The following is a 17,489-nucleotide window of genomic DNA, read 5'->3' on the forward strand; positions in this document are numbered from 1 at the left end:
TGTTGCCTGTGAGGTCTGAGTTATTTAGCACGCTTTTGGTTAGAGGTTCGGTCATTTTCGACTCTATAGCCTGAGTTATCTTTTCTATCAAGGGAGACAGGTAATGTTAAAACAGCTTACCCGTGTAAGCGGGTTACTGTTGTTGTTGACGTTTTGGGCCCCCGCAGTCTGGTCCGCGACAGACTGGCAACCCATTGCAGAAACAATACATAAGAGTCAAAACGATCCTCGCCAGTATCAGGCCATTAAATTGTCCAATGGTATGACGGTACTACTTGTTTCCGACGCCAATGCCAGCAAGTCACTGGCTGCGCTGGCCGTGTCGGTTGGGTCCTTACAGGATCCCGATGGGCAACTGGGGTTGGCGCATTTTACTGAACATATGCTGCTGATGGGTTCAAAAAAATATCCTAAACCTGAAAGCCTCTCCGAGTTTCTCAAGATGCACGGTGGCAGCCACAACGGCAGTACCGCCTCTTACCGCACCGCTTTTTATCTTGAGGTTGAAAATGATGCTCTGAAAGAGGCGGTCGATCGCCTCGCTGATGCCGTTGGTGAACCTTTACTTGACGCAAGCTATGCCGACAAAGAACGTAATGCGGTCAATGCCGAGCTTACGATGGCGCGTTCGCGTGACGGCATGCGTATGGGACAGGTTCGTGCTGAAACGCTGAATCCGGCGCATCCTGGGTCGCGCTATGCAGGTGGGAACCTTGATACCTTAAAAGATAAACCGGGCAACAGTCTGCATGATGCGCTGGTCAATTTTTACCACCGTTATTATTCCGCGAATCTGATGGTCGGCGTGATTTACAGCAATAAGTCCTTACCCGAGCTGGCGCAAATCGCCTCCGATACGTTCGGAAAGATTGCCAACCACAATGCTGTTGTCCCGCCAATAACCGTGCCAAGCGTCACTCCGGCTCAGCAGGGCATTATCATTCATTACGTGCCTGCGGAGCCGCGCAAGCAACTGCGCGTCGAATTTGCTATCGATAATAACAGTGCTGCATTTCGCAGTAAGACGGACACCTATATCAGTTACCTGATTGGTAACCGTAGCAAGAATACGCTGTCAGACTGGCTGCAGAAAGAAGGGCTTGCAGACGGAATCAACGCCGGTGCCGACCCGATGGTACAGCGTAATCAAGGGATCTTCGCCATTTCGGTGTCTCTCACTGACAAGGGGCTGGCGGAGAAGGATAGGGTGATTGCAGCCATTTTTAACTATCTGTCGCTGATTCGCTCAAAGGGCGTTAAAAAAGAGTATTTCGATGAAATTGCACACGTGCTGGCGTTGGATTTCCGTTATCCAGCGGTGACACGTGATATGGATTACGTCGAATGGCTGGTAGATACAATGGTGCGAGTGCCCGTCGATCATGTTCTGGATTCACCTTATCTTGCCGACCAGTTTGATCCTCAGGCCATTGATAGTCGACTGGACTCCCTTACTCCAGAGAAAGCCCGTTTCTGGATTATCAGCCCGAATGAACCCCATAATAAAATGGCCTATTTTGTTGATGCACCTTACGAGGTGGATAAGGTCCCCGCCGCAGAATTTACCCAGTGGCAGCAGTTGGAGGGCCAAGTCAGTTTGTCCTTGCCGATGCTAAACCCCTATATTCCTGAAAATCTCGATCTGGTCAACAAAAGCAATGCGCCTGTCAAGCCTGCTCTTATCGTTAATAAGAAGGGGCTACACGTTCTTTATATGCCAAGCCACGACTTCTCCGGTGAGCCAAAGGCCGACATCACGCTGGCATTTCGTAGCGAACAGTCACTGAACACGGCAAAAAAACAAGTGCTCTATGGCCTGAATGATTATCTGACCGGCGTGGCCTTCGACCAGCTGAGCTATCAGGCTTCGATTGGGGGTATCGGTTTTGCGACCTCCCCGGACAATGGTCTGGAGCTCAATGCGAATGGCTTTACCAATCATCTCCCTGATTTATTAAGCGAGCTGGTAGAGGAGTATCCTAAGGTCGTGCCCACACCGGAGCAGCTTGAGCAGGCCAAGTCCTGGTATCTCGAACGGCTCGCTTCCGCAGACAAGGGTAAGGCGTTTGAATTGGCCCTACAGCCTATTCAGTTGATTTCACGCCTGCCGTACAGCGAACGTGAGGTACGTGAAAAGCTGGTGAAAAGTATCACGTTAAAAGAGGTAGTCGACTACCGTAAAAGCCTGCTGGATGATGCGGCGCTCGAAGTGTTGGTGGTGGGGAATATGACGGCTCCTCAGGTTGAAAAAATGGTCAACAATATTGAGGCCAAGGTTAAGCCTCGCGGTACGCAGTTCTGGCGCGGAAGCCGGATTATTATCGATCGTCCCAAGAAGGTTAATATGCAGCGCGTTGGTACCTCGACGGACTCTGCTTTAGCTGCGGTTTATGTCCCCGTAGGCTACGACGAGGTTCGCAGTATGGGATATAGCGCGCTGCTGGGGCAGATAATTCAGCCTTGGTTCTACAGCCAGCTTCGCACGCAGGAACAGCTCGGTTATGCGGTGTTCGCCTTCCCAATGCCGGTCGGCAAGCAGTGGGGGATAAGCTTCCTGCTGCAGAGCAACAGCAAGCAACCCAAATATCTCTATGAGCGTTATCTTGCCTTCTACCCTCAGGTTGAAAAACGTCTGCGCGATATGAAAGACGCCGAATTTAATCAGTATAAGCAGGGGCTGCTGAACGAGATGTTGCAGAACCCACAGACCATGACTGAAGAGGTCGGGCGTTTTAGCGAAGACTTTAGCCGCGGTAACGACAAGTTTACGACCCGAGCCAAGGTTATTGCGGTGATTCAGGGGCTGACGCAGAAACAGCTGGCAGATTTCTATCATCAGGCTGTCATCAGCCAAACCGGGTTTACTATGCTTTCTCAGGTTTCGGGCAATGACAGCAAGGTTCATGAGTATGCTGCACCGTCAGGTTGGAAAACTTACTCGACGACCTCAAGTTTGCAGAAAACCTTTCCACATCAGGTTAATAAATAATGACAGAAACAATCCCGCACAAACTCAACCCTCTCACTCTGCCGCTGTCGGGCGAGCGTTTGATTGAGGCTTCTGCGGGCACCGGAAAAACTTTTACACTGGCGCTTCTTTACCTGCGCCTGCTGCTTGGCCTTGGCAAGGAGGCCGCATTTTCCCGCAGGCTGACGGTAGAAGAGATTCTGGTGGTCACTTTTACCGAGGCGGCCACAGAGGAACTGCGTGGTCGTATTCGCAGCAATATCCACGAGCTGCGGCTGGCCTGTATCAGAGGTAATAGCGCTAACCCGATGCTTACGGCGCTAATGACTGAAATTGTTGACCTGTCGGAGGCGGCCTCGACGCTGTTGGCCGCTGAGCGTCAAATGGACGAAGCGGCCATCTATACCATTCACGGCTTTTGCCAGCGCATGCTGATGCACAACGCGTTTGAGTCGGGCATTCTTTTTGAGCAAACGTTAATTCAGGACGAACTGCCGCTGCGCCGTCAGGCCTGTGCCGACTTTTGGCGGCGATATTGCTACCCGTTGCCGCTCGATATTGCCCGTGTGGTTTCGCAAGAGTGGAGTGGGCCTGAAGCCTTGCTTGGAGACTTGTCCTCTTATCTTCACGGCGAAGCGCCGCAGCTGCGTTTCCCGCCCGACCAGCAGGAAACGCTCGAAGACCGACATCAACGTATTGTTTCGCGTATCGACGACATCAAGCTGCAGTGGCTTGCCGCTGCGGCAGATTTTGAAAGTCTGATAACTCAGTCGGGTATCGATAAACGGAGCTACAGCAGCCGCTATCTTCCCAACTGGCTTGCTGCCATTGGCTACTGGTCTTCTCAGCCAACGGAAAGCTACAGCCTACCGAAGGAGCTTGAACGTTTCCGCCAGTCGGTGCTGCTTGAGAAAACCAAGAAAGGTGAGCCACCCGAACATAGGGTGTTTAGTGCCATCGATCGGCTGTATGAAGAACCATTAAGTATTCGAGATCTGGTGATTGCTCGCGCATTGACGGCAATCCGCCAGTCGATTGCCGAAGAAAAACGTCAGCGTGCCGAGTTGGGGTTTGATGACCTGCTTAGCCGGCTTGATAATGCGCTGCGCCAACCTGGTGGAGAGGCGCTGGCCCAGGCTATCCGCCAGCGCTATCCGTTGGCCATGATCGATGAGTTTCAGGATACCGACCCACAGCAGTATCGTATTTTTCATCGTCTTTATGGTAAACAACCGGCCTGTGGCCTGTTGCTAATCGGCGACCCTAAACAGGCGATTTATGCTTTTCGTGGTGCCGATATTTTCACCTATATGCGTGCGCGTTCCGAAGTGAGTGCTCATTACACCATGGACACCAATTGGCGTTCGTCGGTGCCGATGGTCAACGGCGTGAACAAGATTTTCTCACGGCTGCCGACGCCGTTTCTGTTTGCGCAAATACCCTTTATTTCGGTGCAGCCTGCGCCTAAAAATAACGAGCTGAGCTTTGAGCTGCACGGCGTTAAACAGCCGGGATTGCAGTGCTGGCTTCAGCCCGGGGAAGGCGTTGGCGTGAGTGACTACCAGCAGTTTATGGCACATTACTGTGCCTCACAGATTCGTGACTGGCTAACCGCTGGCCAGGAACAGCAGGCATGGCTGGTTTCGGGTCAAACGCGCCGGGCAGTTCAGGCATCGGACATTACGATTTTAATCCGTAGCCGTCGTGAGGCCGCACTAATCCGTGACGCGTTGAGTGCACTGAATATTCCCTCGGTTTATCTTTCGAATCGCGACAGTGTCTTTGATACCCCAGAAGCGATGGACGTGCTTTGGTTGTTGCAGGCAGTGTTGACGCCGGAACATGAAAGAACGCTGCGAAGCGCAATGGCAACCGGCCTGATGGGGCTTGATGCCCTGACGCTCGACGCACTCAGCCAGGACGAGCTGGCGTGGGACAAACTGGTGGACGAGTTTGACGGCTATCGTCAACGTTGGATGCAGCGTGGCGTATTGCCGATGCTTAAAAATCTTATCTCCCACCGACACCTGGCTGAGGATCTGCTGGCAAACCCTGGGGGAGAACGGCGAGTCACCGACTTGCTGCATCTTGGCGAGCTTCTTCAGGAGGCCGCCGCACAGCTCGACAGTGAGCATGCGTTGGTTCGCTGGCTTGCACAACAGATTGCCCAGCCAGACACTCAGTCCCAGAGTCAGCAGCTAAGGCTTGAGAGCGACAGGCATCTGGTCAAAGTTGTGACTATCCACAAGTCGAAAGGACTTGAGTATCCGCTGGTTTGGCTACCGTTTATCAGTAATTTTCGCCTTCAGCAGCAGGGGCTTTATCACGACCGTGAGAGCTTCGCGGCGCTGCTCGATCTCAGTGAGGACGAGAAAAGCCTTGAACTGGCCGAGGAAGAACGCTTGGCCGAGGACCTACGCCTCCTCTACGTTGCGCTCACGCGTTCTGTTTATCACTGTAGTCTCGGTATTGCGCCGCTCATTCAGGGGACGCGTAAAAAACAGGGCGATACCGATCTGCACCTCGGCGCTCTTGGGTACCTGGTTCAGGGCGGACAGGCTGGTGATGCGAGTTATCTTGCCGAGTCTCTACAGGCTCTGGCCGATGAAAACGTGGCTGTTGCACAGGCTGCTACAGTGGAGCAAACCCTGTGGGTCGCGCCTGAAGTGGCGACTCCTGAGCTTTCGGCAGCACAGATAAGCCGTAGTCTTGCCGACTTTTGGCGTGTGACTAGCTATTCCGGTTTGCAGCAGCATGGCTCATCACTTGCTCAGGACTTGCTGCCAAAACTTGACGTTGACGCAGCCGGTGAGCAACCCGAGGATATTGCGCCGCAGATGACACCGCACAGCTTCCCACGCGGTGCTGCACCGGGGACTTTCCTCCATAGCCTGTTCGAGGAGATAGACTTTAGCCAGCCGGTAGACCCACAGTGGCTGCTGGAGCAGCTCGAAGCTCAAGGTTATGCTGGCGAATGGCTGCCGGTGCTTGAAGAGTGGGTAAATAATGTGCTGACCGCGCCATTAGACGAGAGCGGCATGGCGCTTGCCGAGCTGGAACCTTCTCAGCAGCAGTCTGAATTACAATTTTATCTGCCGATCGACGGATTGCTCAAGTCTGAGCAGCTTGATGCTCTGGTTCGTCACTACGATCCCTTGTCTGCGCAGTGCCCTCCTTTAAATTTTCAGCAAGTTCGTGGCATGTTAAAAGGCTTTATAGATTTGGTTTATTGCTGGCAGGGACGCTATTACCTGCTCGACTACAAGTCCAACTGGCTTGGGGAGGACAGCAGTGCCTACACCCGTTCTGCGATGGAAAACGCTATGGCGCAGCATCGTTATGACCTGCAATATCAACTCTATACGCTCGCTCTTCATCGTTATCTGGGACATCGATTAGCGGGATACAGCTATGAAAAACACTTCGGGGGCGTCATCTATCTGTTTTTACGCGGAGTGGATTCGGCTCATCCCGACAACGGTATTTACCGTCAACGCCCAGACGAGGCGTTTATTGAGGCAATGGACAGTCTGTTTAAGGGTGATGAGGTGCCAATGTTGACCTCGTTGTTGTTGCAGGAGAATTCATGATGTTGGCCCTTTACGAACAGGCGATGGCACTCGGTGCGTTGCGTGCACTCGACGTACAGTTTGCTCGAACGATAGCGGGAGATAATCCGGCCATGATGCTGGCTGCAGCCTGCCTGAGCGCCGAAGCTGGAAAAGGGCACGTATGCCTTCGCCTCGAAGAGCTACGGCCTGACCGGTTGTTTGAGGGCCGTTTCCCCGCGTTGGCGAGCAGTCTTTGGCTCAGCGCGGGCGAGCCTGATGAAGCACAGTGGTTGTCTTTATTACAGCAGCATCCTGCGGTCAGCGACGGGAGCGGAGCGACACCTTTGGTTTTGCAGCAGCAACGGCTTTATCTCCAGCGTATGTGGCAGGACGAAGGGCAGGTTGCCGCGTTCTTTATTGACGAAGGCGTTCTGTCGTCGCTCAACCCGATGGAGCAAAACGGTGAAATTGCGGTTGACGAGGCTCGCCTGCGTGAGGTTCTCGACCAGTTGTTTGGGCCAGCGACCCCAGGCGAAATTGACTGGCAAAAGGTTGCCGCCGCCGTTGCAGCAACCCGTCGTATAGCGATTATCTCCGGGGGACCGGGGACGGGTAAAACCACGACGGTGGCCAAACTCCTTGCAGCGCTGGTACAGCTCAATAGCGAGGGGCGGCTGCGTATTCAACTGGCTGCTCCGACGGGCAAAGCGGCTGCAAGGCTTACCGAATCGTTGGGACAGGCGAGCCGCAGGCTGAATCTCACCGACGAGCAGCGCGTTCAGTTCCCCGATGAAGCCTCGACACTGCATCGTCTGCTGGGGGCTCAGCCGAACAGCCAGAGGATGCGCTACCATCAGGGCAACCCACTGCACCTCGACGTGCTGGTGGTCGACGAAGCGTCTATGGTCGACTTGCCTATGATGGCTCGTCTGATTGCCGCATTGCCTGCCGAGGCGAGGGTCATCTTCCTAGGGGATCGTGACCAGCTCGCTTCGGTTGAAGCGGGTGCTGTACTCGGTGATATTTGCCGTTTTGCCGAGGAGGGATACAGCCCGGCACGCGCCGCAGAGCTAGAACGGCTCACCGGCTGCGCGATAACCGGCGAAGAAGGGGAACATGCGGCCAGCGTCCGCGATACGCTTTGCCTGCTGCGTAAAAGTTATCGATTTGACTCGGGTTCCGGCATTGGCATTCTGGCAAAGGCGGTTAACGCCGGGGATGCTCAGCTCGCAGGTCGCATTCTGTCGCGGGATTTGCCGGACGTCGGCAGCTTTGCTCTCAACGAGACAGAAGATTTTAAAATGCTGCTCGATGCCTGTGTGGCGGGTTATCGCCCTTATTTACAAGCCGTGGCCGCAGGTGAGGATCCGGCCGAAATCCTCAAAGCATTCGGCACCTTTCAGGTACTTTGTGCGCTGCGCGAAGGACCATTTGGTTTGACAGGGCTTAATGAACGCATTGAACAGGTTTTACAGCGTGAAAGACTTATCCGCAGACCGACCGCGTTGGGTGGGCGTTGGTACGCCGGAAGGCCGGTGATGATAAGCCGCAATGACAGTGCGCTCGGGCTGTTTAACGGCGACATCGGCATCACGCTGCGTAACGAATTGGGCGAGCTTAGGGTATATTTCCAGCTCCCCGACGGACAAATCAAATCGGTACAGCCGAGCCGACTGCCGGTGCATGATACCGCTTATGCGATGACGGTGCACAAGTCGCAGGGGTCTGAGTTTGAACATACGCTGCTGGTCTTGCCAAATCACTTCTTGCCGGTGTTGACCCGTGAACTGGTGTATACGGCTATCACGCGTGCCAAGCGTCGGCTGTCGCTTTACGCCAGTGAGAAGGTTTTAGGGTTGGCAATACGCACGCCGACGCTGAGGCGAAGCGGGCTTGTCGAGCGGTTAACCACAGGTTAAGGCATCGATAAAACAAAAAGGCAGACTGAGTGAACTCATTCTGCCTTTTTTATTTTTACGCCGCTACGTGGCTAATTACAGGTCGGCGATCAGGATCTTGGAGCGGCGCTGGTAGTTGTACATTTCCTGCTTTTGAATCGGCAAAACGTCGACGTCAGCCGGTTTGAATCCGCGCTCCTGGAACCAGTGGATGCTGCGGGTCGTCAGCACGAACAGGCGATTAAGCCCCATCTGTCTTGCGTGGCTGGCAACGCGTTTTAGCAGCATCTCGCCGCGCGACGAGCTTCGATAATCAGGATGCACGGCGACGCAGGCCATCTCACCTATCTTCTCGTCGAGGAATGGATACAGTGCAGCACAGGCGATGGTCAGGTTATCGCGCTCGATGATGGTAAATTTATCAATTTCCATCTCAAGCTGTTCGCGAGAACGGCGGACCAGAATACCCTGTTGCTCAAGAGGACGAATAAGCTCAAGGATGCCACCGATGTCGTTGATAGTTGCACGACGCACCTGCTCGGCGCTTTCCATCACGACCTGCGTACCGATTCCGTCACGAGAGAACAACTCCTGGACCAGTGCGCCGTCTTCCTGATAGCTGATCAGGTGACTGCGACGCACGCCGCTGCGGCACGCTTTGACAGCACCGCGCAGGAAGCGCACAGTTTCTGACTGGTATTCGCCTTTATCTTCAATTTTCTCGATGAAGTCCTGCGCCTCATTAGGGAAGAGCTCGGAGATAATGTTGCCTTCTTCGTCACTTACACCCTGTTCGGCGCTGAAACCGATCATCTTCTCGGCCTTTAGTTTAATCGCCAACTGAGTCGCGACCTCTTCAGACACCAGATTGAAGCTCTCACCGGTAACGGAAACCGCAACCGGCCCCAGCAACACGATGGCGTTGCTGTCGAGCTGGCGGTGAATCGCCTCTTCATCGATACGGCGGATACGACCGCTGTGGCAATAATCCACGCCGTCGTCCACACCCAAAGGCTGCGCAATAATGAAGTTACCGCTGACCACATTGATATGCGCACCCTGTAACGGCGTGTTATTCAGGCTCATCGACAGACGTGCAGTAATATCGAGCTGCAAAAGACCCGCAGCCTGCTTAACCAACTCTAATGCTCGGGCGTCGGTCACGCGGGTGTTCTTGTGATAGATCGGCTGATAGTCATGCTCGGACAAGTTGCTGTCGATTTGTGGTCGTGCGCCATAAACCACAACCAGCCGAATACCCAGGCTATGCAACAGCCCGATATCGTTGACTATATTTGTGAAATTCTCATGTTCAATGGCCTCACCACTGAGCATGATAACGAAAGTCTTACCCCGGTGAGCATTGATGTAGGGAACTGAGTGGCGAAAACCTTGGACCAATTCAGTGCTTCGTTCCTTCACGGCAAAACCTCTTTTGCATTTTTATTCGTAATTTTCGTATTTTTATTCTTTTGTGGCTGTGTGGCAAGTAAGAAATCTCTGTTTTTGAAATTCAATTATTTCTAAGGCACAAAAAACTGAAAAATCCTGACAATCCTGAAGGTGACAGCAGCGGATCGATTCGTTAAAGTTTGTTCTATTGCGTTTTGTTACTTTTATTTATTATTTGATATCTTTGAGACTGCATGCCTGACGAACAACATAATTCTCGCCGTCGCCTCCTGTTACAAAGCGCAGCAGCATCATGGTTGTTAAGCGTTAGCCGGATTGGTTTTGCCGCCAGTCCGCACGTTGTTGCCGTTCGCGTCTGGCCCTCGGCCACCTATACCCGCATTACGCTGGAATCCAGCCAGTCGCTTAAATATAAACAGTTTAGGTTACAGAATCCGTCGCGTGTCGTGATTGATATTGAAGACGTGCAGCTTAATTCTGTGCTTAAGGGGATAGGTGAAAAAATACGCGCGCAGGACCCTTATATCTCTCAGCTGCGCGTCGGGCAATTTAATAAAACCACTGTACGACTGGTGATTGAGCTCAAGCAAACTATCTCTCCACACCTGTTCACGCTGCCGCCTGTGGCGGGGTTTCGTCATCGGCTGGTTATTGACCTCTATCCTGAGCAGGGCGGCGGCGAGCAGGACGATCCCCTGTTAGCATTGCTCGAAGACTACAATCGTGGCGATGTTGCGCGAAGTTTGCCGCCAGAAAAAAAGAAGGACGGCAAGGCAGGACACGAACGCCCAATTGTGATTATGCTCGACCCTGGTCACGGTGGTGAAGACTCCGGTGCCATCGGCAAATACAAGACGCGAGAAAAAGACGTGGTGTTGCAGATTGCCCGTCGACTGCAAAAGCTCATCAGGCAACAGCCGAACATGACCGTTTACATGACCCGCAACGAAGATATCTTTATTCCCTTAAAAGTGCGTGTCGCCAAGGCAAGAAAGCAGCGCGCAGACTTGTTTATCTCCATTCATGCTGATGCCTTTACCAGCCGAGCGGCACGAGGCTCATCTGTGTTTGCGCTCTCAACCGAAGGCGCGACCAGCGCTGCCGCGCGCTTTCTGGCCCACTCCCAGAATGAATCGGACAAAATTGGTGGCGTCAGTAAAAGCGGTGACCGCTATCTCGACCATACTTTATTTGATCTGGTGCAGACTGCCACCGTCAATGACAGTCTGAAATTTGGCAGAGAGGTGCTGACGCGAATGGGTAAGGTCAACCATCTGCATAAGCACAAGGTCGATCAGGCGGGGTTTGCGGTATTGAAAGCGCCTGACATTCCATCGATTCTGGTTGAGACCGCCTTCATTAGTAACATCAGCGAGGAGCGAAAACTACGTACCAGCCATTTTCAGCAGCAGGTTGCGGAATCTATTCTGGCCGGGATTAAGGCCTATTTTGCAAACGGCGGCATGTTGGCCCGTCGATAAACAAGGAGGTTTAGGGGGGAGGGGATAAATCGCGGGCAAAAAAAAACACCCGTAGGGTGCTTGTTTTTAACAGATTCACATTTAATGTGACAGTAAGATTGGTTGCGGAGGCCGGATTTGAACCGACGACCTTCGGGTTATGAGCCCGACGAGCTACCAGGCTGCTCCACCCCGCGTCCGTCTACTGCTATCTGTTTTTTACTTCTTTACTACCCATTCGGTTAGTTGGTTGCGGAGGCCGGATTTGAACCGACGACCTTCGGGTTATGAGCCCGACGAGCTACCAGGCTGCTCCACCCCGCGTCCGTATACTAACTTACTTTTTACTTCTTACGCAATTAAATCACGTAGTTATCGAACTTACATCCATTTTCGTATTGAGCAATGCGAAATTGGTTGCGGAGGCCGGATTTGAACCGACGACCTTCGGGTTATGAGCCCGACGAGCTACCAGGCTGCTCCACCCCGCGTCCGATGGAGGCGAACTATACTCCCCGTGAGAAATGATGCAACCTCTTTTTGTATTTGATTGAGATAAATCGCTTTATCGCTTTCTTTTTGTTCATAATGCCGGTTATTTCTGCTGTTTTCCGTTAAAGCATTTTTTTCTGCGGCGTAATTCCTTTCCTATTCCCCCTTTGTTATCTTTCCTCCCAGAAATCCGGCGCCATAATAGCGACAGTCGCGCTGGATTAAGAATTTTGATCCCTGAGCAAGAGAGCGCATTAATGAAAGGACGTTGGACTAAATATTTGCTGAGTGGGCTAGTGCTTGCCGTGCTGGCTGGCTGTTCATCCCGACCGACCGATCGCGGCCAGCAGTACAAAGACGGGCGTCTCGACAATGCGCTTGAGTATGTCAACGAGCCAAACGCCAGCGGTAAGCCAGTGAATGCGCGCGATTACGCGAATCAGGTGCTGGAGGTGCAGGCTGCATCGTCCTCTCTTTATAACCGCCATACCAATACCTATAGCGCCATCGAACGTTGGGTACGTTCTGGAGCGGACACCCGCACGCTGAGCCAATACGGTATTAGCGCCTATCAGATGGAAGGCGCAGACAATTTCGGTAACGTGCAGTTTACTGGCTACTATACGCCGGTAGTCCAGGCGCGTTACACGCCGCAGGGTGAGTTCCAGTATCCTTTATACCGTATGCCGCCAAAACCACGCGGCGGTCGCCTGCCGGATCGCTCGGCAATTTACGCCGGTGCCATCAGCAGTCGCTATGCCGTGGCTTACACCAATTCCCTGATGGATAACTTCATGATGGAAGTGCAGGGCAGTGGCTACGTGGACTACGGCGACGGTCGTCCTCTGACCTTCTTCGGCTACGGCGGCAAGAATGGTCATGCGTATCGCAGTATCGGCAAAATCCTTATCGATCGCGGCGAAGTAGCGCGTCAGGACATGTCGATGCAGGCCATTCGCCACTGGGCGGACACACACAGCCAGGCTGAGGTGCTCGAGCTACTGGAACAGAATCCTTCCTATGTGTTCTTCAGGCCTGAACCTTTCACGCCAGTGCGCGGTGCGGCGGGCGTTCCTTTGGTTGCCAAGGCATCGGTGGCCTCTGACCGTTCCCTCATCCCTTCTGGTACTACGCTGCTTGCCGAGGTGCCAGAGCTGAACAACAACGGCAAATTTACCGGTAAATATCATCTTCGCCTGATGGTTGCTCTGGACGTAGGCGGTGCAATCAAGGGACAACATTTCGATATGTATCAAGGGATTGGTCCAAACGCGGCGATTGCGGCAGGATTTTATAATCACTATGGGCGCGTATGGGTGTTAAAATCCTCGCAAAGCGCTCAGCCAATGTTGACCTCGTATCAGGAAGGGCAACTCGGCGGCGGGTCTCAGCTTGTTCCGGCAGCTGACGCCAAGAATCCTTTTGCAGACAATTAATTAGCACTTAGATTTGAGAGGTCACACAACATGGCAGCGGAATACTCTGAGGCTTATCAACAGCGCTTCGGCGGCACGGCGCGTTTATACGGTCACCAGGCTCTGGCGCTGTTTTCTGCTGCACATGTCTGTGTGATTGGCATTGGCGGCGTGGGATCCTGGGCCGCTGAGGCACTGGCGCGTACCGGTATTGGCGCAATTACGCTGATTGATATGGACGACGTTTGCGTCACCAACACTAATCGGCAGATCCATGCGCTGCGTGAAAACGTAGGTCAGTCAAAGATTGAAGTGATGGCACAACGCATTCTGGCGATTAATCCAGAGTGTAAGGTGACCTGCATTGACGATTTTATTACGCCCGACAACGTTGCCGAGATGCTCAATCGAAATTTTAGCTATGTGATTGATGCCATCGACAGCGTACGTCCGAAGGCTGCGCTGTTGTCATACTGCCGCCGCTATAAAATTCCGGTCGTCACTACCGGCGGCGCGGGGGGGCAAATTGACCCGACGCGTATCGAAGTAGCTGATCTGGCTAAAACTATTCAGGATCCGCTGGCGGCCAAGCTGCGTGAGCGCCTCAAAAATGATTTTAACGTCACCAAAAACAACAAGGGTAAGCTGGGGATTGATTGCGTGTTTTCCAGCGAACCGCTGATGTATCCGCAGGCAGACGGTTCTGTCTGTGCATCCCGCGCCACGGCCGAAGGGCCGAAACGGATGGACTGTGAGTCTGGATTTGGTGCGGCAACGATGGTCACCGCAACCTTTGGTTTTGTTGCAGTATCTCACGTGTTGAAGAAGATGATGGCCAAGGCAGAAAGAATGGCAGCCGCTGAGGCTGTTAAAAGTCCTACAGCGGCTGTTTAAGACATTTTTAAAGACAGGCGCGGGCGATGTTCTGTACGCCCTGTGAGAGCGCAGCCAGCCCGCTGGCACGGCTGCTGCTCAACTGTTCACGCAGCTGTAGCGTCTCAAAAAGTGCAAGCGGGTCTCGGTTCAAGATTTCTTGCGGCGTTTTTCCCTCGACGGCGGTGAGGAGAACTGCAAGTAAGCCTTTTACTATTCTGCCTTCGCTGTCGCCATAAAAATGAATCCCACCGTTTTCGAGTCGTTCGTAGCCTAGCCAAACGCGATTCTCACAGCCCGAAAGCTCAATCGATGGCGTTTTCAACGCTGCGTCGAGCGGCGGCAGGGCTTTAGCCAGCATCACCAACTGACGATAGCGGTCTTCCCACAGGCGGAAGCCGGAAAACGTTTCAATCAACGATGACTCGGTAATCTCGTATCCAAAAGGGTGCGGGGCTAACATAATTTCTCTCTAATTCAGTCTGCCAATAGCTCGAGGGCGAATTGAACGCCGTCGACCAGCCGTTCAACGTCCTGCTGGGTATTATAGGGCGCAAAGGAGGCGCGCAAGGAGCCGCTGACGCCAAGCGCCTCGGTTAAAGGTTGGGCGCAGTGTTGGCCGGCGCGCAGTGCCACGCCTTTCTCGGCCAGCAAGGCAATGATATCACTGTGGTGTACCCCTGCGATATCAAACGCCAGCAGCGATGAACCGCTGCGACGGAAGCTGCGAAAACCGGGGACGGCGCTGAGCGCTTTTTCTGCGTTGTCTGCCAACTGCGCGCTATAGCGCTCAGCGGCGATACGGTCTAGGGTGCTCAACCATTGAACGGCCGACCCCAAACCCAGCACGCCCGCGATGTTAGGCGTACCGGCTTCGAAGCGATGCGGTGCCTGTTGCGGAGTAAAGCGTTGCATGTCGGTATGGGTCAGCATTTTTCCGCCGCCGTGCCATGGCTGCATCGATTCCAGTCGCTCACTTTTGCCATAAAGCACGCCAATCCCCGTTGGGCCATACAGTTTGTGCCCTGAGAAAGCGTAAAAATCTGCGTCGAGTGCCTGTACGTCCGTTTCGCCATGCACCACACCCTGCGCACCGTCGACCATAACGGGCGTGCCGTTGGCGTGACAGAGGGCAATTGCGGTCGCGAGGTCGGGCTGTCCACCGGTTACATTAGACATCTGGCCGATAGCCAACAGGCGAGTGCGTGAATTAAGCAATGCGGGCAGGGCAGAGATGTCGGGCAGAAAGTCGGCGTTCAGCGGGAGTGTCACCACCTTTGCCTGACACTGTGCTGCCAGCATGAGCCAAGGGACGAGGTTGGCATGATGTTCGGCCTGACTGACAATAATCTCGTCGCCCGGCTGTAAACGCGGGCGTAGATAGCTTTGCGCAACCAGGTTTATTGACTCGGTGGTGCCGCGTGTCCAGACGATATCCTCTATGCGGGGAGCATGAATAAAATCGGCGACCTGCTGGCGTGCCTGCTCATAGGCCAGTGTTAAAGATTGTGCCGCTTTATGCTGGCTGCGGTGCACCGTGGCCCCTGCGTTTTGATAATAATTCACCGTCGCGTCAATCACCGTCTGCGGCGTGAGCGCAGTCGCGGCACTGTCTAAATAGCACAGTGTCTGAGCCGCGTCTTGGTTTAACGCGGGGAAATGGCGGCGAAATTCGGTGAAATCAAAAGGCGTATTGGTCATCAAAAATCCTGGTCATACCGGCGAATACGTTAATCGGTTAAAGGCCTGCATATAATGAAACAAGCGTCTTATATCACCTTTAGGAATGCTTACCTGGAAATATACCAGAAGCTTGTTATGCTGAAATGGAGTGTCTATCGAATTTTAGCGATATCTTTATCCTGAAATTCAAGCATTTTAATCTACAGGAGTTAATTATGAAGAAGATCTTCGCCGTAGTTTCAGCTGTTTTACTTGCCGGTACCCTTGCTGCTTGTTCAAGCAATTATGTGATGCATACTAACGATGGACGCACTATCGTTGCAAACGGTAAACCAAGCACAGACAGTGACACCGGTATGATCAGCTACACGGATGCCTATGGTAACAAACAGCAGATCAATAAGTCAGAAGTAAAAGAGATGGTCGAAGGTAACTAATCCTTCAGGCAAAAAAAAGCACCGCAAAATGCGGTGCTAAAAAATCACTTTGGACAGACAGGGTAATGTACAGGAAGTGAAAATTTGTAGCACTTAAGCTACTGGTCTGGATTGCCAGACAATACAAACACAACATCACAACCACTAGCCAAAAGCATCACGGCATCCTCATACCACTCAACTTTTCGTTCCGGCTACAGGAAGTGGCGCAACTATAGGTTTTTGCCTGTACATCCTCAATGGACAATTTATAATGTCTCGGATTAAAAAAACTAATAACTAAAATTGTGCACGGGTCTTTGGCCCGCGGCCTGAATGAGAAGTATCCACTTCATGTCTAAACGTTTACCCCCACTTAACTCATTGCGTGTGTTTGACGCAGCGGCGCGGCACCTGAGTTTTACCAAGGCGGCCGAGGAGCTTTTCGTCACACAGGCCGCAGTAAGCCACCAGATCAAGTCACTTGAGGACTTTTTGGGCTTAAAACTGTTTCGCCGACGCAATCGATCACTTTTGTTGACCGAAGAAGGGCAGAGTTATTATCTCGATATTAAAGAAATTTTCTCGTCGCTGAATGAGGCAACCCGCAAGCTTCAGGCGCGCAGTGCGAAAGGCGCGCTGACCGTCAGTTTGCCGCCGAGCTTTGCCATTCAGTGGCTGGTTCCGCGTCTCTCTGGCTTTAACTCAGCTTATCCGGGGATCGACGTTCGTATTCAGGCCGTTGATAGAGAAGAAGATAAATTATCGGATGACGTAGACGTGGCAATCTTCCACGGTCGAGGTAACTGGCCGGGACTGCGCACCGAGCGTTTATACGCCGAATATCTCCTGCCGGTTTGCGCGCCTTCGCTATTAATGGGCGATAATGCGTTGAAGACGCCGGAAGACTTATCCAAACACACGCTACTGCACGACGCCTCGCGCCGTGACTGGCTTGCGTATACCAAGCAGCTGGGTTTGCAGCATATTAACGTGCAGCAGGGACCGATATTCAGCCACAGTGCAATGGTGGTTCAGGCGGCGGTGCATGGTCAGGGTGTGGCGCTGGCGAATAATGTGATGGCGCAGACTGAGATTGAGGCGGGCCGCCTGGTGTGCCCGTTTAATGAAGTTTTAATCAGTAAAAACGCTTTTTATCTGGTTTGTCATGACAGTCAGGCAGAACTGGGTAAAATAGCCGCCTTTCGTCAGTGGATCCTCGCGCGCGCTGCCAGCGAACAAGAAAGGCTGCGCTTCCGCTACGATCAACCGCAGATATAGAAGACTTCTATAAAAGAAAAAATTTCGATATCCAGAGTA

The 17,489-nt window shown here is 52.9% G+C and carries 11 protein-coding genes and 3 tRNA genes; 8 read left to right on the plus strand and 6 right to left on the minus strand.

The features are described 5' to 3' along the window. Positions 1–103: 103 nt before the first annotated feature. From ptrA to recD, 3 genes are read left to right on the plus strand one after another with little or no spacing between them, the layout of a single operon-like run. A complete protein-coding gene (gene ptrA, locus O1V65_RS22780; protein WP_269130062.1) occupies positions 104–2,989 on the plus strand; it encodes a pitrilysin in 2,886 nt (961 codons plus the stop codon). Next, on the plus strand, positions 2,989–6,558 hold the full coding sequence (recB, locus tag O1V65_RS22785) for an exodeoxyribonuclease V subunit beta (protein WP_269130063.1): 3,570 nt from the start codon (positions 2,989–2,991) through the stop codon (positions 6,556–6,558). Before ptrA ends, recB begins: the two co-directional genes overlap by 1 nt. Next, positions 6,558–8,438 (plus strand): exodeoxyribonuclease V subunit alpha, encoded by a 1,881-nt coding sequence (gene recD, locus O1V65_RS22790; RefSeq protein ID WP_165429953.1) that lies wholly within the window; start codon positions 6,558–6,560, stop codon positions 8,436–8,438. Before recB ends, recD begins: the two co-directional genes overlap by 1 nt. Positions 8,439–8,513: 75 nt before the next feature. Here recD and argA read toward each other — a convergent pair whose 3' ends face one another. After that, complete coding sequence (gene argA, locus O1V65_RS22795) at positions 8,514–9,839, minus strand: amino-acid N-acetyltransferase (RefSeq protein ID WP_026110770.1); 1,326 nt, start codon at positions 9,837–9,839, stop codon at positions 8,514–8,516. Positions 9,840–10,063: 224 nt separating this feature from the next. Between argA and amiC the strand changes: the two genes are divergently transcribed. Further along, a complete protein-coding gene (gene amiC, locus O1V65_RS22800) occupies positions 10,064–11,311 on the plus strand; it encodes an N-acetylmuramoyl-L-alanine amidase AmiC (RefSeq protein WP_269130064.1) in 1,248 nt (415 codons plus the stop codon). Positions 11,312–11,410: 99 nt separating this feature from the next. On the opposite strand, the gene O1V65_RS22805 is transcribed toward amiC, so the two are convergent. The 3 genes from O1V65_RS22805 to O1V65_RS22815 all read right to left on the minus strand — a co-directional run bounded on the left by O1V65_RS22805 (position 11,411) and on the right by O1V65_RS22815 (position 11,781). Next, positions 11,411–11,487: transfer RNA gene (locus O1V65_RS22805), tRNA-Met, on the minus strand. Positions 11,488–11,537: 50 nt separating this feature from the next. Next, positions 11,538–11,614: transfer RNA gene (locus O1V65_RS22810), tRNA-Met, on the minus strand. A 90-nt stretch (positions 11,615–11,704) separates the two neighbouring features. Next, positions 11,705–11,781: transfer RNA gene (locus O1V65_RS22815), tRNA-Met, on the minus strand. 258 nt (positions 11,782–12,039) lie between these two features. On the opposite strand from O1V65_RS22815, the gene mltA reads away from it, so the two are divergent. Together mltA and tcdA are read left to right on the plus strand one after the other, a co-directional pair. Further along, the gene (gene mltA, locus O1V65_RS22820; protein WP_017492002.1) at positions 12,040–13,218 is read left to right on the plus strand and encodes a murein transglycosylase A; all 1,179 of its coding nucleotides are present in this window, start codon (positions 12,040–12,042) and stop codon (positions 13,216–13,218) included. Positions 13,219–13,248: 30 nt separating this feature from the next. Then, on the plus strand, positions 13,249–14,091 hold the full coding sequence (gene tcdA / locus O1V65_RS22825; RefSeq protein WP_227955866.1) for a tRNA cyclic N6-threonylcarbamoyladenosine(37) synthase TcdA: 843 nt from the start codon (positions 13,249–13,251) through the stop codon (positions 14,089–14,091). A 7-nt stretch (positions 14,092–14,098) separates the two neighbouring features. Here the strand turns inward: tcdA and csdE are convergent, their stop codons facing one another. Both csdE and csdA read right to left on the minus strand, forming a co-directional pair. Next, entirely contained in the window at positions 14,099–14,536 is a 438-nt protein-coding gene (csdE, locus tag O1V65_RS22830) for a cysteine desulfurase sulfur acceptor subunit CsdE (RefSeq protein ID WP_227953857.1), read from the minus strand. An 11-nt stretch (positions 14,537–14,547) separates the two neighbouring features. After that, positions 14,548–15,771, minus strand: coding sequence for a cysteine desulfurase CsdA (csdA, locus tag O1V65_RS22835; RefSeq protein ID WP_269130065.1), 1,224 nt, complete (start codon positions 15,769–15,771; stop codon positions 14,548–14,550). Between the two features lie 197 nt (positions 15,772–15,968). On the opposite strand from csdA, the gene O1V65_RS22840 reads away from it, so the two are divergent. Continuing rightward, positions 15,969–16,190, plus strand: a complete 222-nt coding sequence (locus tag O1V65_RS22840; protein WP_017491998.1) for a YgdI/YgdR family lipoprotein — start codon at positions 15,969–15,971, stop codon at positions 16,188–16,190. 333 nt (positions 16,191–16,523) lie between these two features. Further along, on the plus strand, positions 16,524–17,450 hold the full coding sequence (locus tag O1V65_RS22845; protein ID WP_017491997.1) for a transcriptional regulator GcvA: 927 nt from the start codon (positions 16,524–16,526) through the stop codon (positions 17,448–17,450). Positions 17,451–17,489: the final 39 nt, after the last annotated feature.

Source organism: Rouxiella badensis (assembly GCF_026967515.2).
Lineage (GTDB): Bacteria > Pseudomonadota > Gammaproteobacteria > Enterobacterales > Enterobacteriaceae > Rouxiella > Rouxiella badensis.

Coding starts and splice junctions, on each gene's coding strand:
- csdA (WP_269130065.1), bottom strand. CDS start 15,771: ATGACCAATACGCCTTTTGATTTCACCGAATTTCGCCGCCATTTCCCC.
- recB (WP_269130063.1), top strand. CDS start 2,989: ATGACAGAAACAATCCCGCACAAACTCAACCCTCTCACTCTGCCGCTG.
- recD (WP_165429953.1), top strand. CDS start 6,558: ATGTTGGCCCTTTACGAACAGGCGATGGCACTCGGTGCGTTGCGTGCA.
- tcdA (WP_227955866.1), top strand. CDS start 13,249: ATGGCAGCGGAATACTCTGAGGCTTATCAACAGCGCTTCGGCGGCACG.
- mltA (WP_017492002.1), top strand. CDS start 12,040: ATGAAAGGACGTTGGACTAAATATTTGCTGAGTGGGCTAGTGCTTGCC.
- ptrA (WP_269130062.1), top strand. CDS start 104: ATGTTAAAACAGCTTACCCGTGTAAGCGGGTTACTGTTGTTGTTGACG.
- O1V65_RS22845 (WP_017491997.1), top strand. CDS start 16,524: ATGTCTAAACGTTTACCCCCACTTAACTCATTGCGTGTGTTTGACGCA.
- amiC (WP_269130064.1), top strand. CDS start 10,064: ATGCCTGACGAACAACATAATTCTCGCCGTCGCCTCCTGTTACAAAGC.
- O1V65_RS22840 (WP_017491998.1), top strand. CDS start 15,969: ATGAAGAAGATCTTCGCCGTAGTTTCAGCTGTTTTACTTGCCGGTACC.